Annotated in this window: 25 protein-coding genes; 9 read left to right on the top strand and 16 right to left on the bottom strand. The window is 55.9% G+C overall.

Features of this window, described 5'->3' with window-relative positions:
* Positions 1-82: 82 nt before the first annotated feature.
* The 6 genes from ACKC9G_RS15345 to argB form a co-directional block, all read right to left on the bottom strand.
* A complete protein-coding gene (locus tag ACKC9G_RS15345; RefSeq protein ID WP_411406947.1) occupies positions 83-637 on the bottom strand; it encodes a FlgO family outer membrane protein in 555 nt (184 codons plus the stop codon).
* Entirely contained in the window at positions 634-1,326 is a 693-nt protein-coding gene (locus ACKC9G_RS15340; RefSeq protein WP_411406945.1) for a hypothetical protein, read from the bottom strand. Before ACKC9G_RS15340 ends, ACKC9G_RS15345 begins: the two co-directional genes overlap by 4 nt.
* A 139-nt stretch (positions 1,327-1,465) precedes the next feature.
* The gene (locus tag ACKC9G_RS15335; protein ID WP_411406943.1) at positions 1,466-2,119 is read right to left on the bottom strand and encodes a transglutaminase-like cysteine peptidase; all 654 of its coding nucleotides are present in this window, start codon (positions 2,117-2,119) and stop codon (positions 1,466-1,468) included.
* A 177-nt stretch (positions 2,120-2,296) separates the two neighbouring features.
* Entirely contained in the window at positions 2,297-3,070 is a 774-nt protein-coding gene (hisF, locus tag ACKC9G_RS15330; protein WP_411406941.1) for an imidazole glycerol phosphate synthase subunit HisF, read from the bottom strand.
* A gap of 18 nt (positions 3,071-3,088) precedes the next feature.
* Positions 3,089-3,787, bottom strand: a complete 699-nt coding sequence (gene slmA / locus ACKC9G_RS15325; RefSeq protein WP_411406939.1) for a nucleoid occlusion factor SlmA — start codon at positions 3,785-3,787, stop codon at positions 3,089-3,091.
* A gap of 14 nt (positions 3,788-3,801) precedes the next feature.
* A complete protein-coding gene (gene argB, locus ACKC9G_RS15320; protein ID WP_411406937.1) occupies positions 3,802-4,710 on the bottom strand; it encodes an acetylglutamate kinase in 909 nt (302 codons plus the stop codon).
* A gap of 274 nt (positions 4,711-4,984) precedes the next feature.
* Here argB and phoB point away from each other — a divergent pair, with 274 nt between their 5' ends.
* Together phoB and phoR are read left to right on the top strand one after the other, a co-directional pair.
* Entirely contained in the window at positions 4,985-5,677 is a 693-nt protein-coding gene (gene phoB / locus ACKC9G_RS15315) for a phosphate regulon transcriptional regulator PhoB (protein WP_411406935.1), read from the top strand.
* Position 5,678: 1 nt separating this feature from the next.
* Positions 5,679-6,998: a phosphate regulon sensor histidine kinase PhoR gene (phoR, locus tag ACKC9G_RS15310; protein ID WP_411406933.1), complete on the top strand. Its 1,320-nt coding sequence runs from the start codon at positions 5,679-5,681 to the stop codon at positions 6,996-6,998.
* Here phoR and ACKC9G_RS15305 read toward each other — a convergent pair.
* The 3 genes from ACKC9G_RS15305 to ACKC9G_RS15295 are packed head-to-tail and all read right to left on the bottom strand — an operon-like array spanning position 6,973 to position 10,519.
* Positions 6,973-7,479: a DUF501 domain-containing protein gene (locus ACKC9G_RS15305; RefSeq protein WP_411406931.1), complete on the bottom strand. Its 507-nt coding sequence runs from the start codon at positions 7,477-7,479 to the stop codon at positions 6,973-6,975. The genes phoR and ACKC9G_RS15305 overlap by 26 nt on opposite strands.
* A gap of 41 nt (positions 7,480-7,520) precedes the next feature.
* Complete coding sequence (gene recG / locus ACKC9G_RS15300) at positions 7,521-9,611, bottom strand: ATP-dependent DNA helicase RecG (RefSeq protein WP_411407129.1); 2,091 nt, start codon at positions 9,609-9,611, stop codon at positions 7,521-7,523.
* Positions 9,611-10,519, bottom strand: a complete 909-nt coding sequence (locus ACKC9G_RS15295; RefSeq protein WP_411406929.1) for a hydrogen peroxide-inducible genes activator — start codon at positions 10,517-10,519, stop codon at positions 9,611-9,613. The genes recG and ACKC9G_RS15295 overlap by 1 nt, the downstream gene beginning before the upstream one ends.
* A 192-nt stretch (positions 10,520-10,711) precedes the next feature.
* Here ACKC9G_RS15295 and ACKC9G_RS15290 point away from each other — a divergent pair, with 192 nt between their 5' ends.
* Complete coding sequence (locus ACKC9G_RS15290; RefSeq protein ID WP_411406927.1) at positions 10,712-11,575, top strand: SDR family oxidoreductase; 864 nt, start codon at positions 10,712-10,714, stop codon at positions 11,573-11,575.
* Between the two features lie 316 nt (positions 11,576-11,891).
* Here the strand turns inward: ACKC9G_RS15290 and ACKC9G_RS15285 are convergent, their stop codons facing one another.
* The 3 genes from ACKC9G_RS15285 to gmk all read right to left on the bottom strand — a co-directional run bounded on the left by ACKC9G_RS15285 (position 11,892) and on the right by gmk (position 15,018).
* On the bottom strand, positions 11,892-14,021 hold the full coding sequence (locus tag ACKC9G_RS15285) for a RelA/SpoT family protein (protein WP_411406925.1): 2,130 nt from the start codon (positions 14,019-14,021) through the stop codon (positions 11,892-11,894).
* A gap of 14 nt (positions 14,022-14,035) precedes the next feature.
* Positions 14,036-14,251, bottom strand: coding sequence for a DNA-directed RNA polymerase subunit omega (gene rpoZ / locus ACKC9G_RS15280; RefSeq protein WP_411406923.1), 216 nt, complete (start codon positions 14,249-14,251; stop codon positions 14,036-14,038).
* Between the two features lie 146 nt (positions 14,252-14,397).
* The gene (gene gmk, locus ACKC9G_RS15275; RefSeq protein WP_411406921.1) at positions 14,398-15,018 is read right to left on the bottom strand and encodes a guanylate kinase; all 621 of its coding nucleotides are present in this window, start codon (positions 15,016-15,018) and stop codon (positions 14,398-14,400) included.
* 261 nt (positions 15,019-15,279) lie between these two features.
* Between gmk and ACKC9G_RS15270 the strand changes: the two genes are divergently transcribed.
* From ACKC9G_RS15270 to ACKC9G_RS15255, 4 genes are all read left to right on the top strand, one after another.
* Positions 15,280-16,212 carry a LysR substrate-binding domain-containing protein gene (locus ACKC9G_RS15270; protein ID WP_411406919.1) on the top strand — a complete coding sequence of 311 codons (933 nt, stop codon included), beginning with the start codon at positions 15,280-15,282 and terminating at the stop codon, positions 16,210-16,212.
* A gap of 100 nt (positions 16,213-16,312) precedes the next feature.
* On the top strand, positions 16,313-17,260 hold the full coding sequence (locus tag ACKC9G_RS15265) for an acetamidase/formamidase family protein (protein ID WP_411406917.1): 948 nt from the start codon (positions 16,313-16,315) through the stop codon (positions 17,258-17,260).
* A gap of 220 nt (positions 17,261-17,480) precedes the next feature.
* Positions 17,481-19,127: a diguanylate cyclase domain-containing protein gene (locus ACKC9G_RS15260; RefSeq protein WP_411406915.1), complete on the top strand. Its 1,647-nt coding sequence runs from the start codon at positions 17,481-17,483 to the stop codon at positions 19,125-19,127.
* Positions 19,128-19,331: 204 nt separating this feature from the next.
* Positions 19,332-19,949, top strand: a complete 618-nt coding sequence (locus ACKC9G_RS15255; RefSeq protein ID WP_411406913.1) for a hypothetical protein — start codon at positions 19,332-19,334, stop codon at positions 19,947-19,949.
* Between the two features lie 121 nt (positions 19,950-20,070).
* On the opposite strand, the gene ACKC9G_RS15250 is transcribed toward ACKC9G_RS15255, so the two are convergent.
* Genes ACKC9G_RS15250 through ACKC9G_RS15240 form a run of 3 tightly spaced genes read right to left on the bottom strand, consistent with a single transcriptional unit; the run spans position 20,071 to position 21,391 of the window.
* Positions 20,071-20,541, bottom strand: a complete 471-nt coding sequence (locus ACKC9G_RS15250) for a methylated-DNA--[protein]-cysteine S-methyltransferase (RefSeq protein WP_411406911.1) — start codon at positions 20,539-20,541, stop codon at positions 20,071-20,073.
* Between the two features lie 41 nt (positions 20,542-20,582).
* Complete coding sequence (locus ACKC9G_RS15245; protein ID WP_411406909.1) at positions 20,583-21,065, bottom strand: hypothetical protein; 483 nt, start codon at positions 21,063-21,065, stop codon at positions 20,583-20,585.
* Entirely contained in the window at positions 21,062-21,391 is a 330-nt protein-coding gene (locus ACKC9G_RS15240; RefSeq protein WP_411406907.1) for a DUF805 domain-containing protein, read from the bottom strand. Before ACKC9G_RS15240 ends, ACKC9G_RS15245 begins: the two co-directional genes overlap by 4 nt.
* A gap of 172 nt (positions 21,392-21,563) precedes the next feature.
* Here ACKC9G_RS15240 and ACKC9G_RS15235 point away from each other — a divergent pair, with 172 nt between their 5' ends.
* Entirely contained in the window at positions 21,564-22,610 is a 1,047-nt protein-coding gene (locus ACKC9G_RS15235; RefSeq protein ID WP_411406905.1) for a helix-turn-helix domain-containing protein, read from the top strand.
* 37 nt (positions 22,611-22,647) lie between these two features.
* On the opposite strand, the gene ACKC9G_RS15230 is transcribed toward ACKC9G_RS15235, so the two are convergent.
* Positions 22,648-23,511, bottom strand: a complete 864-nt coding sequence (locus tag ACKC9G_RS15230; RefSeq protein WP_411406903.1) for a YicC/YloC family endoribonuclease — start codon at positions 23,509-23,511, stop codon at positions 22,648-22,650.
* 115 nt (positions 23,512-23,626) lie between these two features.
* Here ACKC9G_RS15230 and rph point away from each other — a divergent pair, with 115 nt between their 5' ends.
* Positions 23,627-24,397 (top strand): ribonuclease PH, encoded by a 771-nt coding sequence (rph, locus tag ACKC9G_RS15225; RefSeq protein ID WP_411406901.1) that lies wholly within the window; start codon positions 23,627-23,629, stop codon positions 24,395-24,397.
* Positions 24,398-24,474 lie beyond the last annotated feature (77 nt).

Here is a 24,474-nt window from a genome sequence, read left to right as displayed (position 1 = left end):
CCGCTGTCTTTTGTCAGAAGCAGCGGCCCATCCCACTGCTCCCAACGATGTTGGCACGTCTCAGCGACGTCGCCGCGACAGATCAGTAGTAACGCTTTACGCCAGCCATGGAACGGACATCACCATCCATGGGCAGACGATAATCGTCAGACGCCATGATGCGATTATCCGCCACACGCACCAGACGGGTGGACACGTAAACGTTCTGGCGTGCTACCGCGTAGGTACCAACCACCACCATTTGCGCCTGATGCGAGCGGCTGATGTCTTTCAGCTCACGCGACAGCAGAAACTCGCCATTGCCTTCCTGAATGAACAGGGCATTACGCAGCTTCAGCTCAACCACAGGGATACCCTGCTGGGTAAGGCTGCTCGCCATCTGCTCGGCCAGAGTACGGCCCAGCGTGGAAGACTCGCTAAGCTCATCAATGTTGACGTAACTCGCCACCATCACCGGCTGAGTCGGACGATCCGCAGGTGCCAGTTGGGACAGCAGCTTAGTGGCTGCATCCTGACTGGTGGTCACCAGATTGGCTGATTCAGGTGCGGCGGGCTTCACCGAGTCTGTTTCGCAACCTGCGAGGGTCAGGGTGGCAGCCAGACTCAGCAGGCCTGCCCAGGTACGCATTGCTTTCATTCACCCACCACTTGCATCGTTTTGGCTGGCATGGCGTTTGGCACGCTGGTGTAGTGGCCTGCGCCTTCCTTGTTGATGTAATAGAGGTCAGATTCTGACATCAGCAGCGTGCTGCCATACACCATCTGGGTGGTAATCAGCACTTCTGCTCCTTCGATGGAGGTAGTACGGCCGGTCAGGTAATCCGCGCCGAGGCCCAGTAGTGGCAGGGCCAGATAGGAACCTTCCCAGCTGTGCTTGACGGCGTTACGCATAACGGCCAGACCTGTTCCCAGCACGGTGTAAGTCCCCGGAACCGCCTTGGCACCGTCGATACCCTGATGCTGCAGCAACTGCGCACTATACTTGACATGAGCAGCGCCACCGACCGGATCAACAGCCACAATCACCTGATGCTTCATCAGCTGGCTCTGCAGCATCTGATGAAACGCCTTGGCAAAATCGGTTTGCTCAGCTGGCTCATCTACGTAAACCGTCATGTTGCGGTCAGGCAGAGACATGGCGATCTGATTGGCCATATCCGATGCCAGTACGTCCCAATGATGGGCAGTTTGCATCTTCTGCTGTGTGGTATAGGGGTAGGTCTCCGCCTGAGGAACAGGAGACTTCAGGTTTTGTTCATTCCACTGCTGACAACCGCCCAGAGCGAATGCCAGAAGAGATAGGGGGGCAAGCCAAACTCGCGTCATATGGCCATCCTTACTTGTTGCCAGTGATGGGCAGAAAGGTTACAGACTGATTCCGAAGCATAAAGCAAAAGGCCCTCACTGTGCAGTCCCTGCTCAGGGGAAATACCACGCAGCGCGCCAATGTCTGGCGTTATGTGGACTAAAGCAGCCCTTCGTTCCTCATTCGGGCCAGAAGGCCACGCCAGGGGCCGATACGATCAGCGCTGTTTCCCACCTTCTGACCTGCCGGGGATTTGTTAATCCACAAGCCTGAGCCGTTGAAACTGTACACAGGCACAAGGTCAGTGCGGCGATTGGCAGGCTCAATGGTTTTCTTGATGTTATCCAGCACCATTGGCATCGCGCCGGGGCTGGCGTAATACAGCAATACCATGTGCGCCTGATTATAAGTCAGGGATTTAACGTACATGATGCGCAGCTTATCCTCAGCCACCCCAAGCTCCAGCAGGGTGAAATACTTGCCGATGGAGAAGTCTTCACAGTCGCCGGCATTACGCTCCAGCATCTCCAGTGGAGTTGCCCAGTAGTCAGTTTTACCCCAGACGGTCGTATCTTCCAGCCACTGTACGTTATTGAAGAAGTCATTCACCACGCGAAGCCGCGTGGTTTCAGCGGTTTGCTTGAGAGTGGAGTCCGCCATCAGATCGCGCCAGGCCTCGACTCGCTTGCGTGCCGGCATGCCGTAGGCCTGCTGCACCTTACTCAGCGTTGTCTCGCTGATGCCCGTATAGGCAGCCATCAGCCAGCCGCCGGGCAGCAAGATGAGTAGTAGCAGGAAACAGCGGATGAGCATGCGTTCAGCCCCTCTCGATGAACGAGTTGCAGGGGTGATAACTCACCCGCGCAATTCTAGTCTGGTGAGAATTCGCTGAGGGCGCAAGCTTGTGCGCAGGAAATGCACAGTCGGAGGGGTAAAACGTCGCGGTGCTGAGACTCAGGTACAGCACCGCGACGCCAGAAAGCATCGTGATTAACGACGCATCTCGATGCCATGCTCGGCCATATAGGCCTTGGCTTCGGGGATAGAGTATTCATTGAAGTGGAAGATTGACGCCGCCAGCACCGCATCAGCTTTGCCTTTGGTGACACCCTCCACCAGATGATCCAGATTACCGACACCGCCTGAGGCAATCACCGGCACCGCCACGGCTTCACTGACCGCGCGGGTCACGCCGAGGTCAAAACCATTTTTAGTACCATCGGCATCCATGCTGGTCAGCAGAATTTCACCGGCGCCGAGAGCCACCAGCTTTTTCGCCCATTCGACCACTTCCAGACCGGTGGCGCGACGACCGCCGTGGGTAAACACCTCCCAACGGTCAGGTTCCCCTTCTGCGCTAACCTTCTTGGAATCAATGGCCACCACGATGCACTGAGCCCCAAAACGCTCGGAAGCCTCACGCACAAAGTCCGGATTGGTGACCGCAGCGGTATTGATCGAGACCTTGTCAGCACCGGCATTCAGCATCTTGCGGATGTCTTCACAGGTACGAATGCCACCCCCTACCGTCAGCGGAATAAATACCTGTCCGGCGATGGCTTCCACCACATGCACCATGGTGTCGCGGTCTTCGTGACTGGCGGTGATATCCAGAAAGGTAATCTCATCCGCACCCTGTTCGTTGTAGCGCTTGGCGACCTCGACAGGATCTCCGGCGTCACGAATGTCGAGAAATTTTACGCCTTTCACGACACGTCCGTTGTCCACATCCAGGCAGGGAATGATGCGTTTAGCCAGGGCCATTTGATACTCCAGATAAGGTTACGGGGCTGGATGCCCGTTGGACTCTGCGTCCGGTTCAAGCGGGTGTTCGACCAGTTCAGGACTGGTCACAGCGTCGGCAGCACTGGGCACCGGACGTAAAAGCGGAGCTTTGAGCAGCACCCATTGTTCAGGCCAGTGTTCCGTGGGCGAGCGGCTAAAGGCACTGCGAACAAACTGGCGCAGGCGTCCTTCCACCACCGCCATCAGCAGATTGGCACAGACAGTCGGAGACTTGAGGGTTCGCATCTGCTCACGCAATTCAGCTTCACGCAGAATCTGGCGAAGCTGGGTTTCGATGCGGTCATAGACCTGACGAATGCGCTGATGCAGGCGCTCGTCTTCCCCCGCCAGCACTTCGCCAGCCAGCAAGACTGCAAGCCCGGGATTCTTTTCAGCAAAGGCCAGAATCAGGGTCAGTATCTGCTGACAACGGCTGGAAGCCGAGAGTTCGCGGTCGAGAATGATACCAATTCGGCTGAACAGGCTTTCCTCGACAAAGTCGATCAGCCCTTCAAACATCCGCGTCTTGCTGGGGAAATGACGATACAACGCGGCCTCGGTAACACCGACTTCCTGAGCCAGCGCCGCCGTGGTGATCCGGCCGCCCGGCGCGTGCTCAAGCATGCGCGCCAGGGCTTCCAGAATACGCTGCTTAGCCTGCCCTTTACGGGGCCGCGACGCAGTAGTCTCAGTCATGCAGCGGTTCTACCTTAATCCTGCAGTTTTTCTTTGGTGATCAGAGTGCCGACGCCTTCATTGGTAAAGAGCTCCAGCATAGTGGCGTGAGCCACACGACCATCAATGATATGCGCACGCTTCACGCCATTACGGACTGCTTCCAGTGCGCAGTCGATTTTCGGCAACATACCGCCGGTGATGGTGCCATCGGCAATCAGCGCATCGACATCCGCCAGCGTCAGACCCGTCAGGACTTTGCCCTGCTTATCCAGCAGACCAGCGATGTTGGTCAGGAGCAGCAACTTTTCAGCATCCAGCGCTTCGGCGACTTTCCCGGCCACCAGATCCGCATTAATGTTGTAAGACTGGCCTTCGGAATCCACACCGATGGGCGCGATAACCGGAATGATGTCGCTCTCGACCAGCAGATCCAGCAGTTTGCGGTCAATACGCTCAACACTGCCAACGTGGCCGATATCAATAATTTCTGGTGCGGACATTTCAGGCGTCTTATGGGTCACGGTCATTTTCTTGGCCATGATCAGACGCGCATCCTTACCGGTCACACCGATGGCGCGACCACCGTTGTTGTTAATCAGGTTAACGATATCTTTATTGACCTGACCACCCAGCACCATTTCCACCACATCCATAGTGGCGCTGTCGGTCACACGCATACCGTTAACGAAGTGGGATTCGATTTTCAGTTTGTCCAGCAGATCACCAATCTGCGGACCGCCACCGTGCACGACCACCGGGTTGATACCCACCAGCTTCAGCATGACGATGTCGCGGGCAAAGGCGTTTTTCAGCTCTTCATCAACCATCGCATTGCCGCCGTATTTCACTACGATGGTCTTGCCGACGTAGTTCTGAATATAGGGCATCGCTTCACTGAGGACTTTGGCAACGTTCAGCGCGGCATCACGGGACAATGGCATAGTGACAAATCCTTACTTTAAAAATGAACACCGCCGTCAGCAGGAAGGCTGCCACGGTGTGTGGGCATTAGTTTACTGGAAGGCCGAACAACCTTACCACTTAGCTTAGGTTTTTTTAGTGCCGCAGGGCCAGGGAACCAAGTAAAAGCCCTGACAACAGTGAGAAGCGGCATCCATCAAGTTGCAGCAGACGCGATCACTGTCATAATTCTGCAATAGACTCCCGATGTAATACGCCGGTCACATGAACGCAACAGATGATGGGTACAGGCTCATGGCGGATAAAAAAGTCCTGATCGTAGACGATGAAGCTCCAATCCGGGAAATGATCGCCGTCGCACTGGAAATGGCGGGTTATGAGTGCCTCGAGGCGGAAAACGCCACGCGTGCTCACTCGCTGATTGTCGATGATCAGCCCGACCTGATGCTGCTCGACTGGATGCTGCCCGGCACCAGTGGCATTGAGCTGTGCCGCCGCCTGAAACGTGATCCCATGACGGCAGAAATACCGATCATCATGCTCACCGCGAAAGGTGATGAAGATAATAAAATTCAGGGTCTGGAAGCTGGCGCGGATGACTACATCACCAAGCCTTTCTCGCCCCGCGAACTGGTTGCCCGCCTGAAAGCCGTACTCCGACGCACCACTCCACAGGGCGTGGAAGATGCGGTGGAAGTGGATGGCCTGATGCTGGACCCGGTCTCTCACCGAGTCACCTCCAATGGCAAGCCGCTGGAGATGGGCCCGACCGAATACCGCCTGCTGCATTTCTTTATGACCCACCCTGAGCGCGCCTACTCCCGCGGGCAACTGCTGGATCAGGTCTGGGGCGGCAACGTTTATGTCGAAGAGCGCACTGTGGATGTCCATATCCGCCGTCTGCGCAAAGCCCTTGGCAACCTGCACGAACATCTGATTCAGACCGTTCGCGGCACCGGCTACCGCTTCTCCAACAAGGTGCACTGACGTGCGCCACTTCGTTGGGCGTCAATGTCTGATTATCGCCGCCTGCGCCTTGCTGGGCTTGTTCAGCGGGCACTGGCTGGTCGGTCTCACCATCGGCCTTGGCGTCATGCTTTGCTGGCAACTCTGGCACATGCACAAGCTGGTTCGCTGGCTCGCCCGCAACAACGTTGAATATGATGATGTCCCGGAAGGCAAAGGCCTGTGGGGCGACGTCTTTGATGAACTCTATCGCCTGAACCGCCGCAGTCATGATGAGCAACAGCGCTTGCGCGCCATCATCGCCCGTATTCAGGACTCCACCGCTGCCCTGCGTGATGGCGTTATTCTGCTCGATGAAGACGGTACGCTGGAATGGTGGAACCAGGCGGCAAGCCGTCTGCTGGGCCTGCGTTATCCACAAGATCGCGGCCAGCCCATTACTCACCTCATACGCCGCCCTGACTTCGTCCGTTACTTTGAGCAGTGCCGCTATCAGGATCCGCTGGAAATTCCGGCGCCCGCGAATGTTCGTCAGTTTCTTCAGATCAGCATCACCCTGTTCGGCAAAGGCGACCGCCTGATGCTGGTACAGGATGTCACACGCCTGCATAACCTGGAGATCATGCGTCAGGACTTTGTCGCCAATGCCTCCCATGAGCTGCGCACGCCGTTAACGGTTATCAGTGGCTATCTGGAAACACTGGGCGATCATCTTGATCAGCTGCCACGTCCGTGGGTACGTCCTATTCAGCAGATGGCTCGTCAGGCCAAACGTATGGAAAACCTGATTGTTGACCTCCTGACGCTGTCGCGCCTGGAGACTTCGCAGGTGGAATACCCTCATGAGCCGGTAAATGTCAGCGCTCTGCTGCGCCAGATCGTCAATGATGCCGAGTCATTAAGTGTCGACAAGGGCCAGACGGTGACGCTCGATATTCGCTCGCCCTTGCAGCTGCATGGCCGTGAGCAGGAACTGCACAGTGCCTTTTCCAATCTTGTGATGAACGCCGTTAAGTACACTCCCGATGAAGGCCGGATTCAGGTGCGTTGGTATCAGGACGGCGATGGCGCCTGCTTTGAAGTCGAGGATGATGGGGTGGGTATTGAGGCCGATCACATTCCGCGCCTGACCGAACGGTTCTACCGCGCAGACCCCAGCCGCTCATTGGAAAGCGGTGGTACGGGTTTGGGGCTGGCCATCGTCAAGCATGTGCTGCTACGCCATGAAAGCAGCCTGCACATTGAAAGTGAGCCGGGACAAGGCAGTATTTTCCGCGCCCGTTTCCCGGCCAATATGCTGGTTGAGATACCCGCTCTCAGAGACGAATCGACAGCTGACTGAGGTTAAACTCCTGCTCCAGCCGTTGCCCGATCACATTGTAACCGCAGAGGTGATGGGCATAGTGCATGTGCAGGCAACGCACCCGCGTCCAGTCTGAAATACCGCCAACGCCTAAACGATTCAGGTAGTCCAGCTTATCCTGCGCAATCAGGGCGTCACGATCTTCGTCGCGCATTGCTGCAGTGCGCTGGTTCACGTAATCCTGATGACTGTCGTGCAGTGCCTGACGAAGATCAGCGTCCTCGGCAATTTCCGCTTCCAATCGTTTGATATAGCCTTGGGTTTCGATGACCGATATCGCTTTATAAAGATCCTTACTGGACAGCCAGTACAACGTGGGGAAAGGCCGCCCCTCCACCACGGTACGCATGCGCACCACCAGCGGAATACCCTCGTCAGTGCTGACAGCAATGGCTTCCATGCCGCGGGGTTCGCGATCCAGCTGCTGGCGCAGCCAATCCAGTTGGGTTTCAGTAATCATATTCTGTGACGACCTGCCTTCAATTCGTTAACACCGGCGTTCTAGGCCTGAGAGTAATGATCTGCTTGCCCAAGCCAGCGGTATATCAGTGGTTCAGCGATCTCCGGGGCTTTGCGCATCACCCAGTCACCCGCCTCATGGACGGCATCCAGCCAGTGATCATCCACTTCCAGATTGGCGATACGAAACTGCACCAGACCCGTTTGCCGCGTTCCCAGCACTTCGCCCGGCCCGCGCAGTTCCAGATCTTTCTCGGCAATCACAAAGCCATCCGTGCTGTCACGCATGACCGCCAGGCGGGACTTGCCCTGCTGTGAAAGCGGCGCATGGTACATCAGCACACAGTGACTCTCCACTGAACCACGCCCGACACGACCGCGCAGCTGATGCAACTGTGCCAGACCCAGACGCTCCGGGTTCTCGATAATCATTACCGAGGCATTGGGCACATCGACACCCACCTCAATCACCGTGGTGGCCACCAACAAGTCCAACTCGGCTGCTTTGAACGCCGCCATAACTGCGGCTTTCTCCGTCGCCTTCATGCGCCCATGAACCAGACCTACACGCAGCTCTGGCAACAGCTCTCGCAACTGATCCGTGGTAGCCTCTGCCGCCTGACACTCCAGCACTTCGGATTCTTCAATCAGGGTACAGACCCAATAGGCCTGCCGACCCTCAAGACAGGCGCTTCGCACACGCTCCACCACCTGATCACGGCGCGAGTCCGCTATCACCACCGTATTGACGGGTGTTCGCCCCGGCGGCAGCTCATCAATGATGGACACATCCAGATCGGCGTAAGCCACCATCGCCAGCGTTCGTGGAATCGGCGTTGCCGTCATGATCAGCTGGTGCGGCGCTTTACCATGGCTGACCCCTTTCTCGCGCAGGGAAAGGCGTTGATGCACTCCAAAGCGATGCTGCTCATCAATAATAGCCAGACCCAGTCTGGCGAAAGCCACATCGTCCTGAAAGAGAGCATGAGTGCCAACCACCACATGCGCCTCACCACTGGCTATTTCAGCCATCGCCTGTGCACGGGCCTTGCCTTTAAGTTTGCCCACCAGCCATGACACCTTGAGGCCCAACGGCTCAAGCCAGCGGGTAAAGTTTGCATAGTGTTGTTCAGCGAGAATCTCGGTTGGCGCCATGATGGCGGCCTGATAACCGCATTCGACCGCCTGCAATGCGGCCATGGCGGCCACCACGGTTTTACCTGAGCCGACATCCCCCTGAACCAGTCGCAGCATCGGCGCAGGATCGCTCAGGTCTTTGCCAATCTCTTCACTGACGCGCTGCTGGGCACCGGTCATAGCGAAAGGTAACTGCTGGAGAAACGCCTGCCGTAACTGGCCATTACCCTGCAACTGCGGCGCATCGATGATACGCGCCTGTTGACGCAGCTTGATCAGGCTCAGGTGGTGGGCGAGTAGCTCCTCAAATACCAACCGCTGCCGATGAGGCTCTGTCGCGCTGAGCAAGTGCTCCTGAGAAATGCCCGTCGGCGGGCGATGCAGATAGGCCAGTGCATCTTCGAGAGAACACAGCTGATACTGGGAAAGTAAACCGGCAGGCAGCCAGTCCTTAAGGGCATTCTCACGTCGCCCCAGCATGCTGAGAGCCTGATCGCTTAACTGGCGCAATCGGGCCTGTGTCAGCCCTTCAGTGGCGGGATAAATCGGCGTGAGCGCCTGAGTCAGGTCAGCGGGCGGTGCATCGGGCGGTAACACCTTATATTCCGGATGCACCATTTCCAGCCCATTCGGACCTACCCGCACTTCACCAAAGGCACGCAGGCTGTCGCCGGCACGAAGCGCCACTCGCTGGGCCTGACTGAAATGAAAGAAGCGCAGGGTCAGACTGCCCGTCCCGTCCTGCACCCGACAGAGCAGGCTACGGCGCTTGCCCTTGACGATGTCTGCGGCACGAATCACCGCCTCAACCATGACTTCATCACCGGGGCGCAACTCACCCAGCGATTTAATGCGGGTTCGGTCCTGATAACGCAGGGGTAAATGGAAGAGCAGATCCTGCACCGAGTTGAGGCCAATCTTGGCACACTTCTCCTGAACCGCAGGCCCAGCCCCTTTCAGCTTGTCGATACTGATCTGATCAAGGCTGGCTGGCATCATGCCGGAAGTGCCTGCACGTTACATTGCTTCACGGCATCCCGCAGGATATCAATGGCCTTGGGACGCGGAAAACTGGCGCGCCAGGCAAGAGCCACGGTACGCATCGGCTGCGGAGAGGCGAACTCACGGGTACAGAGCATCCCCGGCGCATACAATCCTTCACCAGCGGCAGACAGCGGCAGAATAGTGATACCAAAACCAGAAGCCACCATATGCCGCAAAGTCTCAAGCGAGCTGCCTTCGGTGATGGTGTGCTGGGTTTCCGAGTCCTTGAGGCTGGGGCAGGCCTGCAACACCTGATCACGGAAACAGTGCCCTTCACCCAACAGTAGCATGTCACTGCAGCTAAGATCGGCTGCGTCCATCGCATCCTTTTTTGCCAACGGGTGATTACTGGGCAGCATCAGAACGAAAGGCTCGTCATACAGCGGCAGCGTTAATACATCGGGCTCATTAAAAGGCAGCGCCACGATAATGGCATCCAGTTCGCCATTACGGAGTTTACGCCGCAGTACCGAGGTGTAGTTTTCCTCGATATAGAGCGGCATGTCGGGTGCTTTCTGGCGGATTTGCGGAATAAGATGCGGGAACAGATACGGCCCAATGGTGTAAATCGCTCCCAGGCGCAACGGCGCACGCAGTTGATCCTTACCGGCCGTCGCCATCTCGCGGATACGTTCACTTTCCTCGAGAACCCGCTGGGCCTGCTGCACAATGCCTTCACCCAACGAAGTGGTACGGACCGCATTCTTGGTCCTCTCGAACAGCGCAACACCCAGCTCTTCTTCCAGCTTCTTTACCGCCACACTTAGTGTCGGCTGACTGACAAAGCAGCGCTCGGCAGCGCGACCAAAATGTTGTTCCTGAGCCAGGGTGACGATGTACTTCAGTTCGGTCAGGGTCATCGAAGGGTCCTGTTAGGGGTTCTCATTACTGACGTTCAGGCAGGACGATTACACGCTATCCGCGTGCTGCGTCCTCATCCGGTTCGCTCGGGCTGCCACTCAGGTAACCCTCTGCTCCGGCGAAAGCCTTGTTGAATCACCAAGCGAAGTGCCATTATAGCCGATACACAATAACTGTGGATATATCCAGTCATGTCAGCCTCCGTACTTCTTGCCGGCCTGGGGAAACTGGGTCAGGCGCTCGCCGGTCAGCTCAGCCAGAAGGGCTATCAGGTTCACGGTCTTTGCCGAAGCCCGAAAAACCTTCCCGGGGTTACCCTGCACTATACCGACCTCACCGACCCTCAGGTGCCGATCACACTGTCCAAGGTCGACTATGTATTTATTCTGCTGGCTCCCGGCAGCCGCGAGGAAGCTCATTATCGGGCGACCTATGTTGATGGCTCACGACGCCTGATCAACGCCTTACCTCAGGTACCCAAACATCTGTTCTTTATTTCTTCGACCAGTGTTTATGGCCAGCAGAATCATGAGTGGATTGATGAAACCAGTGAAACTCAGCCTGCAAGCTTCAGTGGCCGCATTCTACTGGAAGCCGAAGCGCTCATTCACAGCCAGCCTTACCCCACCACCTGCCTGCGCCTGAGCGGTATTTACGGTGAAGGCCGTAACCACCTGCTGAACCAGGTACGCGAAGGCAAGATTCCCGCCAGAGAGCATGTGCATTACAGCAATCGTATTCATCAGGAGGATGCGATCGGCGCCATGCAGCACTTGCTGACACTCGCCATACAAGGCCAGCCCCTTGAGTCCTGCTATCTTGTGACCGATAACGAACCGGCAACGCTGCATGAGGTGTGTCAGTGGATGGCGGAGCAGTTAGGGGTGGAAACCGTGGAGGAAGGCCAACCCCGTCGCCGTGGCGGAAGTAAGCGCTGCTGTAACAAAAGGTTAACCGATACGGGCTATTGTCTGCGTTACCCCGATTTTCGTAAGGGATATACAGGTCTGACAGCTAATAACCTGGAACAAAAAGCTTCGCAGAATTACAAATAGTAAAATTCAGAAAAATTCCTATATGCTTTTTTCTGCGAACTGTCAGAATGGGCGTCACAAGGATGAAGGCGGGATGCCACGGGTTAAGGACTTGACCCAAAGGACGTTAGGGATAGCCAGGATAGTAGGCCAGGAGGCCCGTAGGGATACACGATCACGGAAGAGCATGGATGGATTGAGGAATGACAAGGACCGTCTTTTCCTCACCTGCTCAGTTTTACAGGGACAATGTGAAGTACTTTTGAAGACCTTATTTAAGGTCTTTTTTGTTTTCTGGCCTGACAATAACACTCAGGCCTGCCATCCTCGAGCGAATTTAGCCCTTGATAGAAATCATCGGCAGTACGCGCGAAATTCGCTGCACAAACTTAAGATGACGCAGGCGACGAATCACTCGCGCCAAATGCACACGGCTCTTCACTTTGAGCTGCATATCTATCTGACTGACCGAACCTTCCTGCTCATCCATCGAAACCCCGGTCACAACCGCTGCACCTCTGCTCGCTGCAGAGGCCATATCAGGCAACAGGTCACGACTCGACAGCGCCTGAATCGAAAGCCGTACGGTAAACTCGCGGTCAATTTTGTCATCCCAGGTGAGAGTCAGGCATTTATCAGCATGCTGACGCCACTCGGTGGTATTCCTGCACTGCGCATGATGAACCATCAGACTGCCGCTGGCGAAGTGACCCAGAATCGGGTCGCCCGGCAAGGGATAACAGCAGCGGGCAAACTTCACCAGCATACCTTCCGCACCATTGATGACCAGCGCTTGCGGCGCGCTTAAAGACGCCAGCGAGGCATCATCATGAGCCCGCGGTTGCAGACGATGAGCCACGACCTGAGGCGTCCGTTTACCCAGGCCGACCTCTTCCATAACATCATCAAGCTCAGCCAGCCCGGTTTCTTCCAGCAGTTCACGCAAGGCGGTTTCGCTCAAATGCTCCAGACTGTAGCCATAACTTGCGGCGGCCTGCGAGAACAAACGACGACCCAGCGCAATGGAGTCACTGCGCTCCATATTTTTCAGGAAGTGGCGAATACTGCTGCGCGCCTTGCCGGTCACCACAAAGTTAAGCCAGGCGGAATTCGGATGAGAGCCGTCTTTGGTAATGATTTCGACGGTCTGACCACTCTGAATCGGGCTGCTCAACGGTGCTAACTGACCGTCGACATAGCAGCCGACGCAGCTGTTACCAATCTGGGTATGCACGGCATAGGCAAAGTCGACGGCCGTCGCACCGCGTGGCATTTCCAGAATCTGCCCTTTCGGCGTGAAGATATAGACTTCATCGGGGAACAGGTCTTCCTTCACATGCTCGATAAACTCCAACGAGTTACCGGCACGACGCTGCATCTCCACCAGGCCCGCCACCCACTGCTCGGCACGATGCTGGGAGCCGCGGATCCGGTCACTACTCTTTGAGGCTGCCCACTGGCTGGCAATGCCTTGCGTTGCCACCATATCCATTTCTTCAGTGCGAATCAGTACTTCCAGCTGATAGCCGCGACCGGTGAAAAGATTGGTGTGAAGGGACTGATAGCCGTTAGCTTTGGAAATAGCGATGTAATCAGAGAAGGTACCGGGGACGGGCTTAAAGAGGTTATGCAGCATACCAAGAATGCGATAACAGCTGTCTACAGTGTCGGTAATGATGGACACCACCTGCGTCGACATGATGGTCGAGAGGCGCTGACGCTCACGCATCTTGTTGTAGATGCTGTTGAGGTGTCGCTTGCGCCAGGTAATCTGATGACGAACATCCATCGCACTCAGGCGCTCATCGACCAGACTCAAATGCTGCTCGACTTCCTCACGACGGCTTTCGCGAAAACGCTCAACGGCGGCTGCCAGACGGCGCGCGCGCATTGGGTAATAAGCGGCGAATGCCAGATCTTCCAGCTCGGTACGTATCTGATGCATCCCTAAGCGACCGGCAATAGGCGCATAGATGTCCAGGGTTTCACGGGCAATACGTCGCTGGGAAGGTGCAGACATGGCACCGATGGTGCGCATGTTATGAAGACGGTCAGACAGTTTGACGAGAATGACGCGAATATCCGCTGCCATCGCCAACACCATCTTCTGGAAATTCTCGGCCTGCGCTTCGGCCTTGGAGGCAAACTCCATCTTGTTGAGTTTGCTTACGCCATCCACCAGTTCGGAAACCGTTTCACCGAATTGGCTTCTGAGGGCGTTCTTGGGAATGCCTGTGTCTTCGATGACATCATGCAGCATCGCTGCCATCAGGCTTTGGGCGTCCATCCCCATGTTGGCCAGAATACCTGCCACAGCAAGGGGATGGATGATGTAGGGTTCACCCGATTTACGCGATTGACCATCGTGGGCCTGCTCAGCGTAGTAGTAGGCTCGCTTTACCTGATTAACTTCGTCAGGCGTCAGGTGCTCACTGAGACGCTCTGCCAGCGTAAGGATGGTCCCCACCGCGTTACCTCTGGTTAAAACTCTTCTTCATCTGCCTCCAGGGTAGAAGGGGTCACCGCACCAATTGCCACTTCACGCAGGGCAACAACGGTGGGTTTATCATTTTCCCAGGCTACCTTGGGCTCTTTACCGCCGGTGGCGATCTGGCGAGCGCGCTTGGACGCTACCATAACCAGTTCAAAGCGGTTTTCTACGTTGTCCAGACAATCTTCGACAGTCACACGTGCCATAGTCTTCTGTCTACCCTTCCGATAAATATCAAGAGAATCAAGAGGAAAGCGAGGTTTCCCGCTGGCAGCTGACACAAAAAACCGTCAACTGCACAAAATTTGATCAGTCATTGCCCTTAGGCAAGAGGCGCAAGTCTACGTCAGCGTTAAATCTCTGACAAGAGCGCCGCCAGTGTGGCTGCCTGATTTTGCTGCTGGCGAGCCAGCTGGCAACGACCGGCCTTGAAAATAGCCGCCAGCTCTTCCACCGCCGTCTCAAAATCATCGTTAAAGATGAGATAGTCATATTCCGGGTAGTGAGACATTTCACTGACGGCTTTCGCCATGCGACCAGCAATGATCTCGTCAGAATCCTGTCCTCGGCTATTGAGTCGCTGTAACAGGGCTTCGCGTTCCGGCGGGAGGATAAAAATTCCTACCGACTCAGGAATCATGCGGCGTACCTGCTGGGCACCCTGCCAGTCGATCTCAAGAATGACATCCTTACCCTGAGCCAGTACCTGTTCAGCAGCAGCCTGAGTCGTCCCGTAGAAGTTACCGAACACTTCGGCGTGCTCAATAAACGCACCTTCGCCCAGCAGAGTGTGAAACTGCTCCTTGCTGACAAAGTGATAGTGCACTCCCTGATCTTCACCGGGGCGCTGGGCACGAGTGGTATGGGAGACGGAAACGCCAACCTCGGGATCTCGCGCGAGCAACGCTTTCACCAGGCTGGTTTTGCCTGCACCTGAGGGTGCCGAGACAATGTAAAGTTGACCCTTGGACATAGTAAGAGGTAATTCCTGCCGGTCCTGACTGCCTTGAGATCATGGCAAGTGCACAGACACTGCCTACCAGAGGCGGCAATCATAGCATGGCCCGACCGCGCCCTCACCCCTGAGATAAGCCGACGAGCGGTGACAATAGCGCCAAACTTTTCTGTAAAGGCGACCTGAGACGCTCGGTTGCACATAGCACCCTTGCATAGTCCTGGATAACTGATCACCATTTCTTATTCCGTTGTCGACGCGTTTCCAAGGGTACTTGTCATGATCCAGTTTCGTCAGGTGGAAGCCTTCCGCTGTTTGATGGTCACCGGCACCACCGTGGGTGCTGCACGACAGATGAACATCACCCAGCCTGCCATCAGCCGCCTGATTTCTGATCTGGAAGCGGATCTTGGCATTCGTCTCTTTACCCGCACCAAGGGCCGCCTTGAACCCACCAATGCAGGCATCCGTTTTTATAAGGCAGTGGAAGAGAACTTTCTGGGTCTGGAACGTTTACGTCAGGTCGCCAACAACATCCGCAATGATGCACCCGAGCACATCAATGTCGCCTGCTCGCCGGTACTGTCGACGTCACTCCTGCCGCAAGTGCTGAAAGAGTTTGTGAGTGATGACCCCAAAGTCACCATTCATGTGACCAGCTGCAATACCTCTGAAATTCTGCTGAAGCTGCAGGACATGAAAGTCGATATGGCCCTGTGCCCGGCATTTCCTGAAATTGCCGGTATTGAGCAAACCCATTTGATGGATCTGGGTATGCTTTGCGCGATGCCGCCCGGCCACCGTCTTGCAGAAAAAGCGCTGATCTATCCGGATGATCTGGAAGGGGAAACCCTGATTGGCTGGCTGCCCATCGGCCCGCGTGCCTATGACATGGAGCAAGCCACCATCGATAAGGCGCAGATCAAGACCCGCTATTCCATCAAGACCCATTCCTCTCACACCCGCTACGCCATGGTCGCCCACGGCTTGGGAATTTCCGTCGTTGAGCCCTTTGCCGCACGGATCTGGCAACCGAATCAGGTGGTGGTGCGTCCTTTTGTCTCCGAAATACGCTACCGCTATGTGCTGGCCTATCCAACCTCCGCCAAGCGCTCCGAGCTGGTCGCAGACTTTCAGGCCGCAACCCTGCGTGCCATCCGCGCTTATGACTTCAATGTCGAAGGTTATGAAAACTGGCGCTGCCTGACCTGAGCCTTGCTTTCACCGCCCCCAGCCCTACAAGGCCTTAAGCACGAGACAGCCTATTCTCTGGCACTGTCTCGCCAAGGACCGCTGACCAGCAGGAGGGCTTATGTGCAATTCACCCCTTACCATCCCCACCATTCACGACCGCCACTGTCATTTTGGCTGGGATAACCGGATCACGCCGGTGCATCGCGCCCATTCGGGTCAACAGCTCCTGCTCCAGTGCCGGGATGCCGCCAATGGCTACTTTACGGCCGAGTCGACCGCCCACGATGTACTTCACCTCCCGGCAGAGACCGCCAACCCGGTGACAGGCCCGATCTGGATTGAAGATGCCTCACCGGGCGATATTCTGGCGATTCATCTGGAGGAGTTTCACCCAAGCGGCTTTGGCTGGTCGGCCAATATTCCTGGGTTTGGTTTGCTCAGTGAGGACTTTGCCGAACCGGCGCTACAGCTCTGGCACTATGATTCCTCCCTGAATCCGGTTGCCATGGGCGATTGGGCACGAGTCCCTCTTAAGCCCTTTGCAGGAACACTGGGTGTCGCGCCCGCTGCCCCCGGCAAGCACAGTATTATTCCACCACGCCACGTGGGCGGTAATCTGGATATTCGCGACCTCGGCGCCGGAACGACGCTGTATCTGCCGGTGGAGGTGGAAGGCGCACTGTTTTCCATCGGCGATACCCATGCGGCACAGGGCGATGGCGAAATCTGCGGCACCGCCATCGAGAGCGCAATGGATGTCGTGCTGACACTGGAGCTGATCAAGCAGACGCCTCTGCGCACACCGCGCTTCTCCACCTCTGGCCCGGTGACCCGGCATCTGGATGTTCAGGGTTATGAAGCGTTCACCGGTATTGAAAATAACCTGATGACGGCCTGCCAGAGCGCAGTGCGCCATTGCATCGACTGGCTCTGCCAAACCCAGCACATGCCTGCCGAGACGGCTTACATGCTCTGCTCCGTCTGTGGGGACTTACGTATCAGTGAAGTGGTGGATGCACCTAACTGGGTGGTGTCGTTCTATTTTCCCAAAGTGGTCTTAAGCTAACCGCTCCACTACGTGCAGATTGCGGAGAATGACACGCTGAAGGCGCGCAAGGCTTCCCAGCACTTATTGCTTTGCGTTATACCTAGGGTTCATCACAGTGTCGTGTTGCCGGACCGCTTGAAGCGGACAGCACTTCAGACATAGCAGCCCCTTCAGGACGAACAAGGAAGTCGCCACTCGTGATCATCCTTTTGGCCATTGATCTGAACAGGTGTGTTCAATGACCCCGGTAGCGCGAGCGCCTGCCAAGAACCGCCGCTTCACCCTCACCACCCTGCTCGGTGGCGGCTTGCTGGTCATTATGCTGCTGTTTATCACCGTTACCGGCATCACCTTCTCACGGCTGATCGACGTTCAGCAGATTCTCAACAGCATCACTCATTCTTCCATTCCGACAGTCATTAAGTCCGCGCGGATATTCAGTCTGGTCAATGAACTGACGTACCTCACCGAAAGCCTGACCCACGCCAGTAGCCAGTCCCAGCGACATAATGCTCACTCGGCCATCACCGACAAGATTGCCGAGATCCGTCAGTTCAACCAGCGCCATGGTATTGGCGAGGAACTTAATCAGCAGCTGCAAATCATTGAAGATGAACAGAGCAATCTGAATGGTCTGACTGAGCAACGCCTTGAGCAACGCCACAGTCTGCTGCAACAGGAAAACCTGTTGGTAGAGCTTTTCCAGCAGGTTCAGGAGTATCAACTGACATTAGCGCACAGCGAGGCACAGCAAACGGCCATTAATCAGTGGTTTATGTTTTTTGCCCGCCTGGCAAGCCTGTCGACTCAGGTGACTGAGCTACGCTCGACCGATGCCCAACTCAGTTTACGTCAGCAGATACGGGAAAGCCTGATCGCCCTTCGCTTACAGCAACAGCAGCTAACAGCGCAGCAGCACGTCCAACTGATGCCCTATCTGCAGCGGCTGGAAACCTTGCTGGTGGACGATGAAGGCCTGCTGTCACTGTCGATGAACCAAAGCCGATTGCAGACGCGCACCACCTCCAAAGGCAATTTCGTCCGCACTCTGGTGATGGATTATGCGACCCAGACGGAATACCAGACCTACGCCTTCAGTCAGGACATTCTCAAACAAAGCCAGAAAAGCGCTGAAAGTGTGGGTGTGCAGATTCGCCTGGTGGGCATCATATCCATCGCGATTCTGCTGCTGGTGCTCGGCATTACCTACCTGATCCAGCGGCGCATTGTTCGTCGCCTGAAGCGTTTGAACCTGCTGGTCACCGAAGAAGCCACCAGCATGCGCGGTTATGATGATCTGAACGGCAAGGATGAAATCGCCGAAATCGCCCATTCTCTCACCAGCTATGCGAGCACGGTGGTGCGCCAACGTGAAGCGCTGGAGCGTCAGTCGCTAACGGACAGTTTGACCGGCATTCCCAATCGACGTGCCTTTGACCAGCGCCTGAAACGTATGCTGCGGGAGTCACGGGAACGCGAGGAATTTTTCCAGTTGCTGATGATCGATATCGATTTTTTCAAAGCCTACAACGACACCTATGGCCATTTGGCCGGGGATGCGGCCTTACAGCAGGTAGCGCGTTGTCTGGAAAAGCATCTTCAGGTCAACGGTGCACTGGTCGCCCGTTACGGCGGGGAAGAGTTTGCCTGCCTGCTGCCTAACTGCCCTCGTTCAGTGGCTGAACAACAGGTAATAGCCCTGCTTGATGCCGTGCGTAAACTCGATATTCCCCACGAGAGCAGCAAGAGTGCTCACTGCATCACCCTGAGCCTAGGTATTGGCACCTGGAACCCTACCGCCGCGGTGGACGATGACACTCTGCTGCGTCAAGCCGATGAAGCGCTGTATGTCGCCAAGCGTGAAGGCCGAAACCAATATCGTTAGAGGCAGCCCTGATCGCCTTCTCCAGCGAACCCGCATTTACACTTTATTTACAGTAGTTTTACTTCCCCCTTACTTAAGCGGAAATTCCCTGCCGTACACTTGATGGATGCGCAGCAAACGGCGGGTACCGTCAACGTCTCGGTCTTGATTCCTGGCTATCACGTGCGGCGCTCCGATTATTCATAACTCAGGGGAGTAACAAGGATGAGTATTTCAGGCGTCTCCAGTTCCTCATATAGCTACGGCATTTCAAGCAGCTATTCGACTCAGCAAAGCGGCGGCTTCGAAGATAAGCTCAGCGCGCTGACCGATGCTATCGACTCCGGCGATCTGGATGCTATCCAGAGTGCTTACGACGACCTGCAGTCGAATCAGCAAAACGGATCTGCCAACGGTGATGACCCGATTGGCACCTTACTCACTCAGGTTGAGGCAGGTTTGGCCAGTGGCGATATCAGCGCCCTGCAGAGCGCCTCTGAAGACTTTGCCAGCGCCTCCCCGCAAGGCGGTGGCAGCATGCCACCACCGCCACCCTCCAATGGGGGTTCAATGATGGATTCAGAGTCCAGCGACAGTCTGACCAGTCTGTTGGATGCACTGGACTCCGGAGACACCGATACCGCCCAAACCTCCTTTGATAGCTTACTGGCAGCACTGAGTGCCAATGACAGCAGCGATGATGATGAAGAAAATCCGCTGAAAGAAGCCCTGAGCAAAGTCGGTGATGCACTCACTGCGGGTGATACCGCAGCTGCCCAACTGGCCTTGCAAAGCGCGATGCAGGGAATGCCGACAGGCAGCATGCTGCAAGCCTCCGCCTGAGGTGCTGGCCTTCGGAAAATAACGTAGCGGGGGCCTTCTCTGTCTCCGCTACGCGAAATGCGCACACCTCGTGCAATGACCCATTTACCTCAGAGCAAAAGCCTAAGCCTAATCGCGAGCCTCAGAACAGCCTGCCCTGAGGTTGCTCAAGCGCGAGCAACTGCTGTTTGAGTGGCAAGCCACTACCAAAACCTATCAGCTGGCCATTCTGACCAATGACCCGATGGCAGGGCACGATAATCAGCAACGGGTTTTTGTTATTGGCCATGCCCACCGCACGCGATGCACCTGGCTTCCCCAGCGCTTGGGCAATGTCGCCATAGCTACAGGTATGACCGTAGGGAATCTGCCGGAGCGCCTCCCAGACACGTAACTGGAAGGCCGTCCCTGTCATCGCCAGCGGCACCCGAAAGTACTGCAATGTGCCCGCAAAGTACGCGAAAAGCTCTTCTTCAGCCTGATCCAGCACCCTATGGCTTCCCTGCGTTGCGGATAAAACAGGCGCATCCTGGCAGGTTCCAACAAAAGTGACGCGCGTCAGACCGGACTCATTGGCCTCAAGCCTTAACAGCCCAACGCGTGTAGTTATCACCCTCGCCTGCTCCGGTGTTTCCATTTCATCATCCCAGTGTTTTAAAGACAGACAGGCGTTCGGTTATCCCCCCTCAGCCAGGAGATCCATCGACGCCGTGAGTTGAGAACAAAGCCCTCATCAGGAGCGATGCCCTGCAGAATCAGGCCGTCCACGTTATCGCCCCCCTGCGCTCGGGAGAAGTGCCAGTCATCGCTTTTTATACGCTCACCGGCAAGCAACGCCTGACTTAACTGCGCGCTAAGCACCAGAATCTGAAGCCCCGGCACAGTGCTGACACCCACATCCGCATCTGCGATACGGCCCACCGCCACCGGCACATTCAAGGTGCATTGTCTGTTATCCGGGCCCCTGTACTGGTAGCTCGCCTCTCCAACGCGACCTTTCAGCCACAGCATCTGGCCCTGGGTCATGCTGTCAATCGACAAAATACCGAGCGCACCGGCAGGCAAGTTCGTTGCTGACCAGCCGGGTACAGGCAGGTTGAAAAAAGAAAGGAGCATAAAGATCAGGCAGGCTTTCATGCGAACACCCCCTGTTTATTCGCTTCATCGGTAGAAAGCGTCAGCAAGTAGATAAGGATGAGCGGCCCGATAGCCGGTATCAGAAAGACCAGACTCCAATAGCCTGACTTCCCCGCATCGTGCAGGCGCCGGAATATGGCCGACAGCATGGGAATAAAACTGGCCAGACTATAGAGCGGATCAAACCAGGTACTCCAGGCGATATCCGCCGTAATCGTGCCCAGTGTGATCAGTACATGAACCAGCATGTAGTACCAGAACGCTTTACGGGACAAGCGCCCGTCAAAGTCCAGGCCTCGCTGCCAGGAAAGAAGGTAATAACGCATAAGTGCCAGCCTCGCTGAGATGTGTTCAGCGATACTTTGCGCATCAACGCCATCGTCAGCGCCCTTAAACCGGTTTTAGGTCGCCTCAAAATGGGTATTAGTCTATTTTTTCGTTTCTCTGAGCTCAGAGCTCGCACTTTCAGGCGACCTCTTTCAACCGACAGGAGCACCCATGCTGGCGATTCCCGTGCCTTTTGTTGTTTCACTGCTGCTGGGCTTACTGGCCATCACGCTGTATGCCCGTCTGCAACAACAAGCCACCGGGGCCAGTCTCTTTTTAGGACTTTGCGCAGTAACAACGGCAGTCGTTGGCCTGCGATGGACGCTGGAACTTAAACTGTTCAGCCTCCTGCAGCCGATTCTGGCGGCCTTTATCCCTCTGGCGGCCTGGTATTTTTTTGCCTCAGCCAGCCGGGAGCAGAGCCACCTTTCCGTAAAACACTGGATCATGCCGGGCTATGTGACGTTCAGCACTCTCTCTCAGCCCTGGCTGGCGCTGCCAATTGATGAAGCCCTCACCCTGATGTATGTGGTTTACGGCGTTGCCCTGTTGCGTATTTACCGCCAGGACAACGTGCTGATGAATGTTTCACTGGAACATTGGGAAGGTGTCAGAAAGGCCGCACTTTTTGCAGGCGCGATGCTGGTTTTTTCTGCCGCCGTCGACTCGCTGATCTCTTTGGACTTTATGTTTAATCAGGGAAAATTATCGGTTTATATCCTGACAACAGCCCATGTGATTCTGCTCCCGGTCTTGTCCGTCGCGGTCGTCATTGTCGGCATTAACACGCCGATTCATGACCAACACGACGAGCCGAAACCAGCAGCGATAGAAGAGGAGCCCGCGACAACTATCGCCATGACGGAGCGACGAGCGCAGGAAATTACGGCGTTACTGGATGCCCGAATTCGTCAGGACAACCTCTACCTGGATCCGGAACTGACCCTCTCCAGACTCAGCAGGAAGCTAGGCATTCCCGCCAAGCAGATCTCAATCGCAGTCAATCAGGTACATCAGCTCAATATTTCCAGGCTGATTAACGGCTACCGCATTGAACATGCCAAGCGAGCGCTGGTCACAACTCAGGACACCGTTACCCAGATCTCCATGAACTGCGGTTTTCAAACCAAGTCCAACTTTAACCGCGAGTTTTCACGCCTCACTGGAATGACCCCGAGCGAGTATCGCCAGCAAGAGCAGGCAGAAGCATCGAGCTAGCGCCTTAACTCCTGCGACTTCGGTTCAGCGGGAAAACTTACTCGATGTTCTGGATCTGCTCGCGCATCTGTTCGATAAGCACTTTCAGTTCTACCGCCTGTTGTGTGGTTTCAGCGACGATGGACTTTGACGAGAGAGTGTTGGCTTCGCGGTTCAGCTCCTGCATCAGAAAATCCAGGCGGCGGCCAATGGAGCCATTCTGACGAAGGACACGCTTCACTTCCTGCACATGAGTATCGAGGCGATCCAGCTCTTCGGCGACATCGGCTTTCTGGGCCAGAATCACCATTTCCTGCTCCAGACGCGCAGGATCAAGCTCCACCGCCAGATCGGCAAAACGCTCCAGCAGTTGTTCGCGCTGACGCTCAAGAATGGTCGGCATGAGTTCACGGACATGGGCCACGATGCTGGTCATCTGGGTCAGACGGCTGCTGATCAGTCCTTCCAGTTCCTGCCCTTCACGCTGGCGATTTTCTACCAGCTCCGTCAGGGCTTCGCTGAATTGCAGCAGTGCTTCGGTGACAATATCCGCCTGATCAACTTCTGCCCCACGCAGTACGCCAGGCCATTGCAGTAATTCCAGTGGGTTCAGCTTGGTCGGCTTGGGGAGCAGGGTTTGTACCTGGTCACAGGCATCGAGCAGCGCCTGAAGCGCCGCTTCGTTAACATTAAGGGAATCCTGTCCGGCCGCCGGCTGAAAGCGCAGGGTGCATTCCACCTTGCCGCGAGCAAGGGTTTTACGCAGTTTTTCCCGCAAAGGCATTTCCAGCTCACGCAGGTTATCCGGCAGACGCAGAATCGGCTCCAGATAGCGATGGTTCACACTGCGGATTTCCCAAACCAGCGTCCCCCAGTCCTGCTGGGTCTCGGTACGGGCGAAGGCTGTCATGCTTTGAGTCATCGGTTGTCCTTGAACACTGCGATTTGAGGGGATGTTCTGCTATTCTAGCACCCTGCCAGGCGGGCTCGTACACCGTGCCCGTGAGTCGTGCTGCTAAAAACAAGGTATTTCACGCATGTCCTCCTCTTTTTCTGATCAGCTCAAAAACCTGGGTATTGAGTTTGAACGTCCCAGTGGCCGCCGCGTCGATCAGATGCGTCAGGTGAAAATTACCCGTCATTATACCAAGCATGCCGAAGGCTCTGTTTTGGTCGAGTTTGGCGATACCAAAGTGATCTGTACCGCCAGCGTGTCTCGCGGCGTACCACGTTTTCTGAAAGGCCAGGGTCAGGGCTGGGTTACTGCCGAATACGGCATGCTGCCCCGTGCAACCGGCACACGCAGCGACCGTGAAGCGGCTCGTGGCAAGCAGTCTGGCCGTACTCAGGAAATCCAGCGCTTGATTGGCCGCTCCCTGCGCGCAGCCATTGATATGAGCAAGCTGGGTGAGAACACCATCAACATCGACTGCGATGTCATTCAGGCCGATGGCGGCACCCGTACTGCATCAATCACCGGTGCCTGTGTGGCTCTGGCCGATGCCATCAAGGTGATGATGGCGGATAAGTCCTACGGCGTTAAACAGAACCCGCTCAAGCAGATGATCGCGGCGGTGTCCGTCGGCATTTTCAAAGAGAAGGCTGTTCTGGATCTGGATTACGATGAAGACTCCAGTGCCGAAACCGATATGAACGTTGTTATGACGGCAACAGGCGGTTTTGTTGAGGTGCAGGGCACAGCGGAAGGTGAGGCCTACAGCCGCGCTGAGCTGAATGCAATGCTGGAGCTGGCTGAGAAGGGCATCAGTGAGCTTTGCGAGCTACAAACGCAGGCACTGGCCGAGTAAGCCAGACTCTGCCATGGGTATCGCGATAAAAAAGGCCGGTGATCACCGGCCTTTTTTTGTTATCTGACTTTTATGTT

It is taken from the genome of Pokkaliibacter sp. CJK22405, assembly GCF_046614695.1.
Taxonomy (GTDB): domain Bacteria; phylum Pseudomonadota; class Gammaproteobacteria; order Pseudomonadales; family Balneatricaceae; genus Pokkaliibacter.
This window is presented reverse-complemented; position numbering and strand designations above follow the sequence as displayed.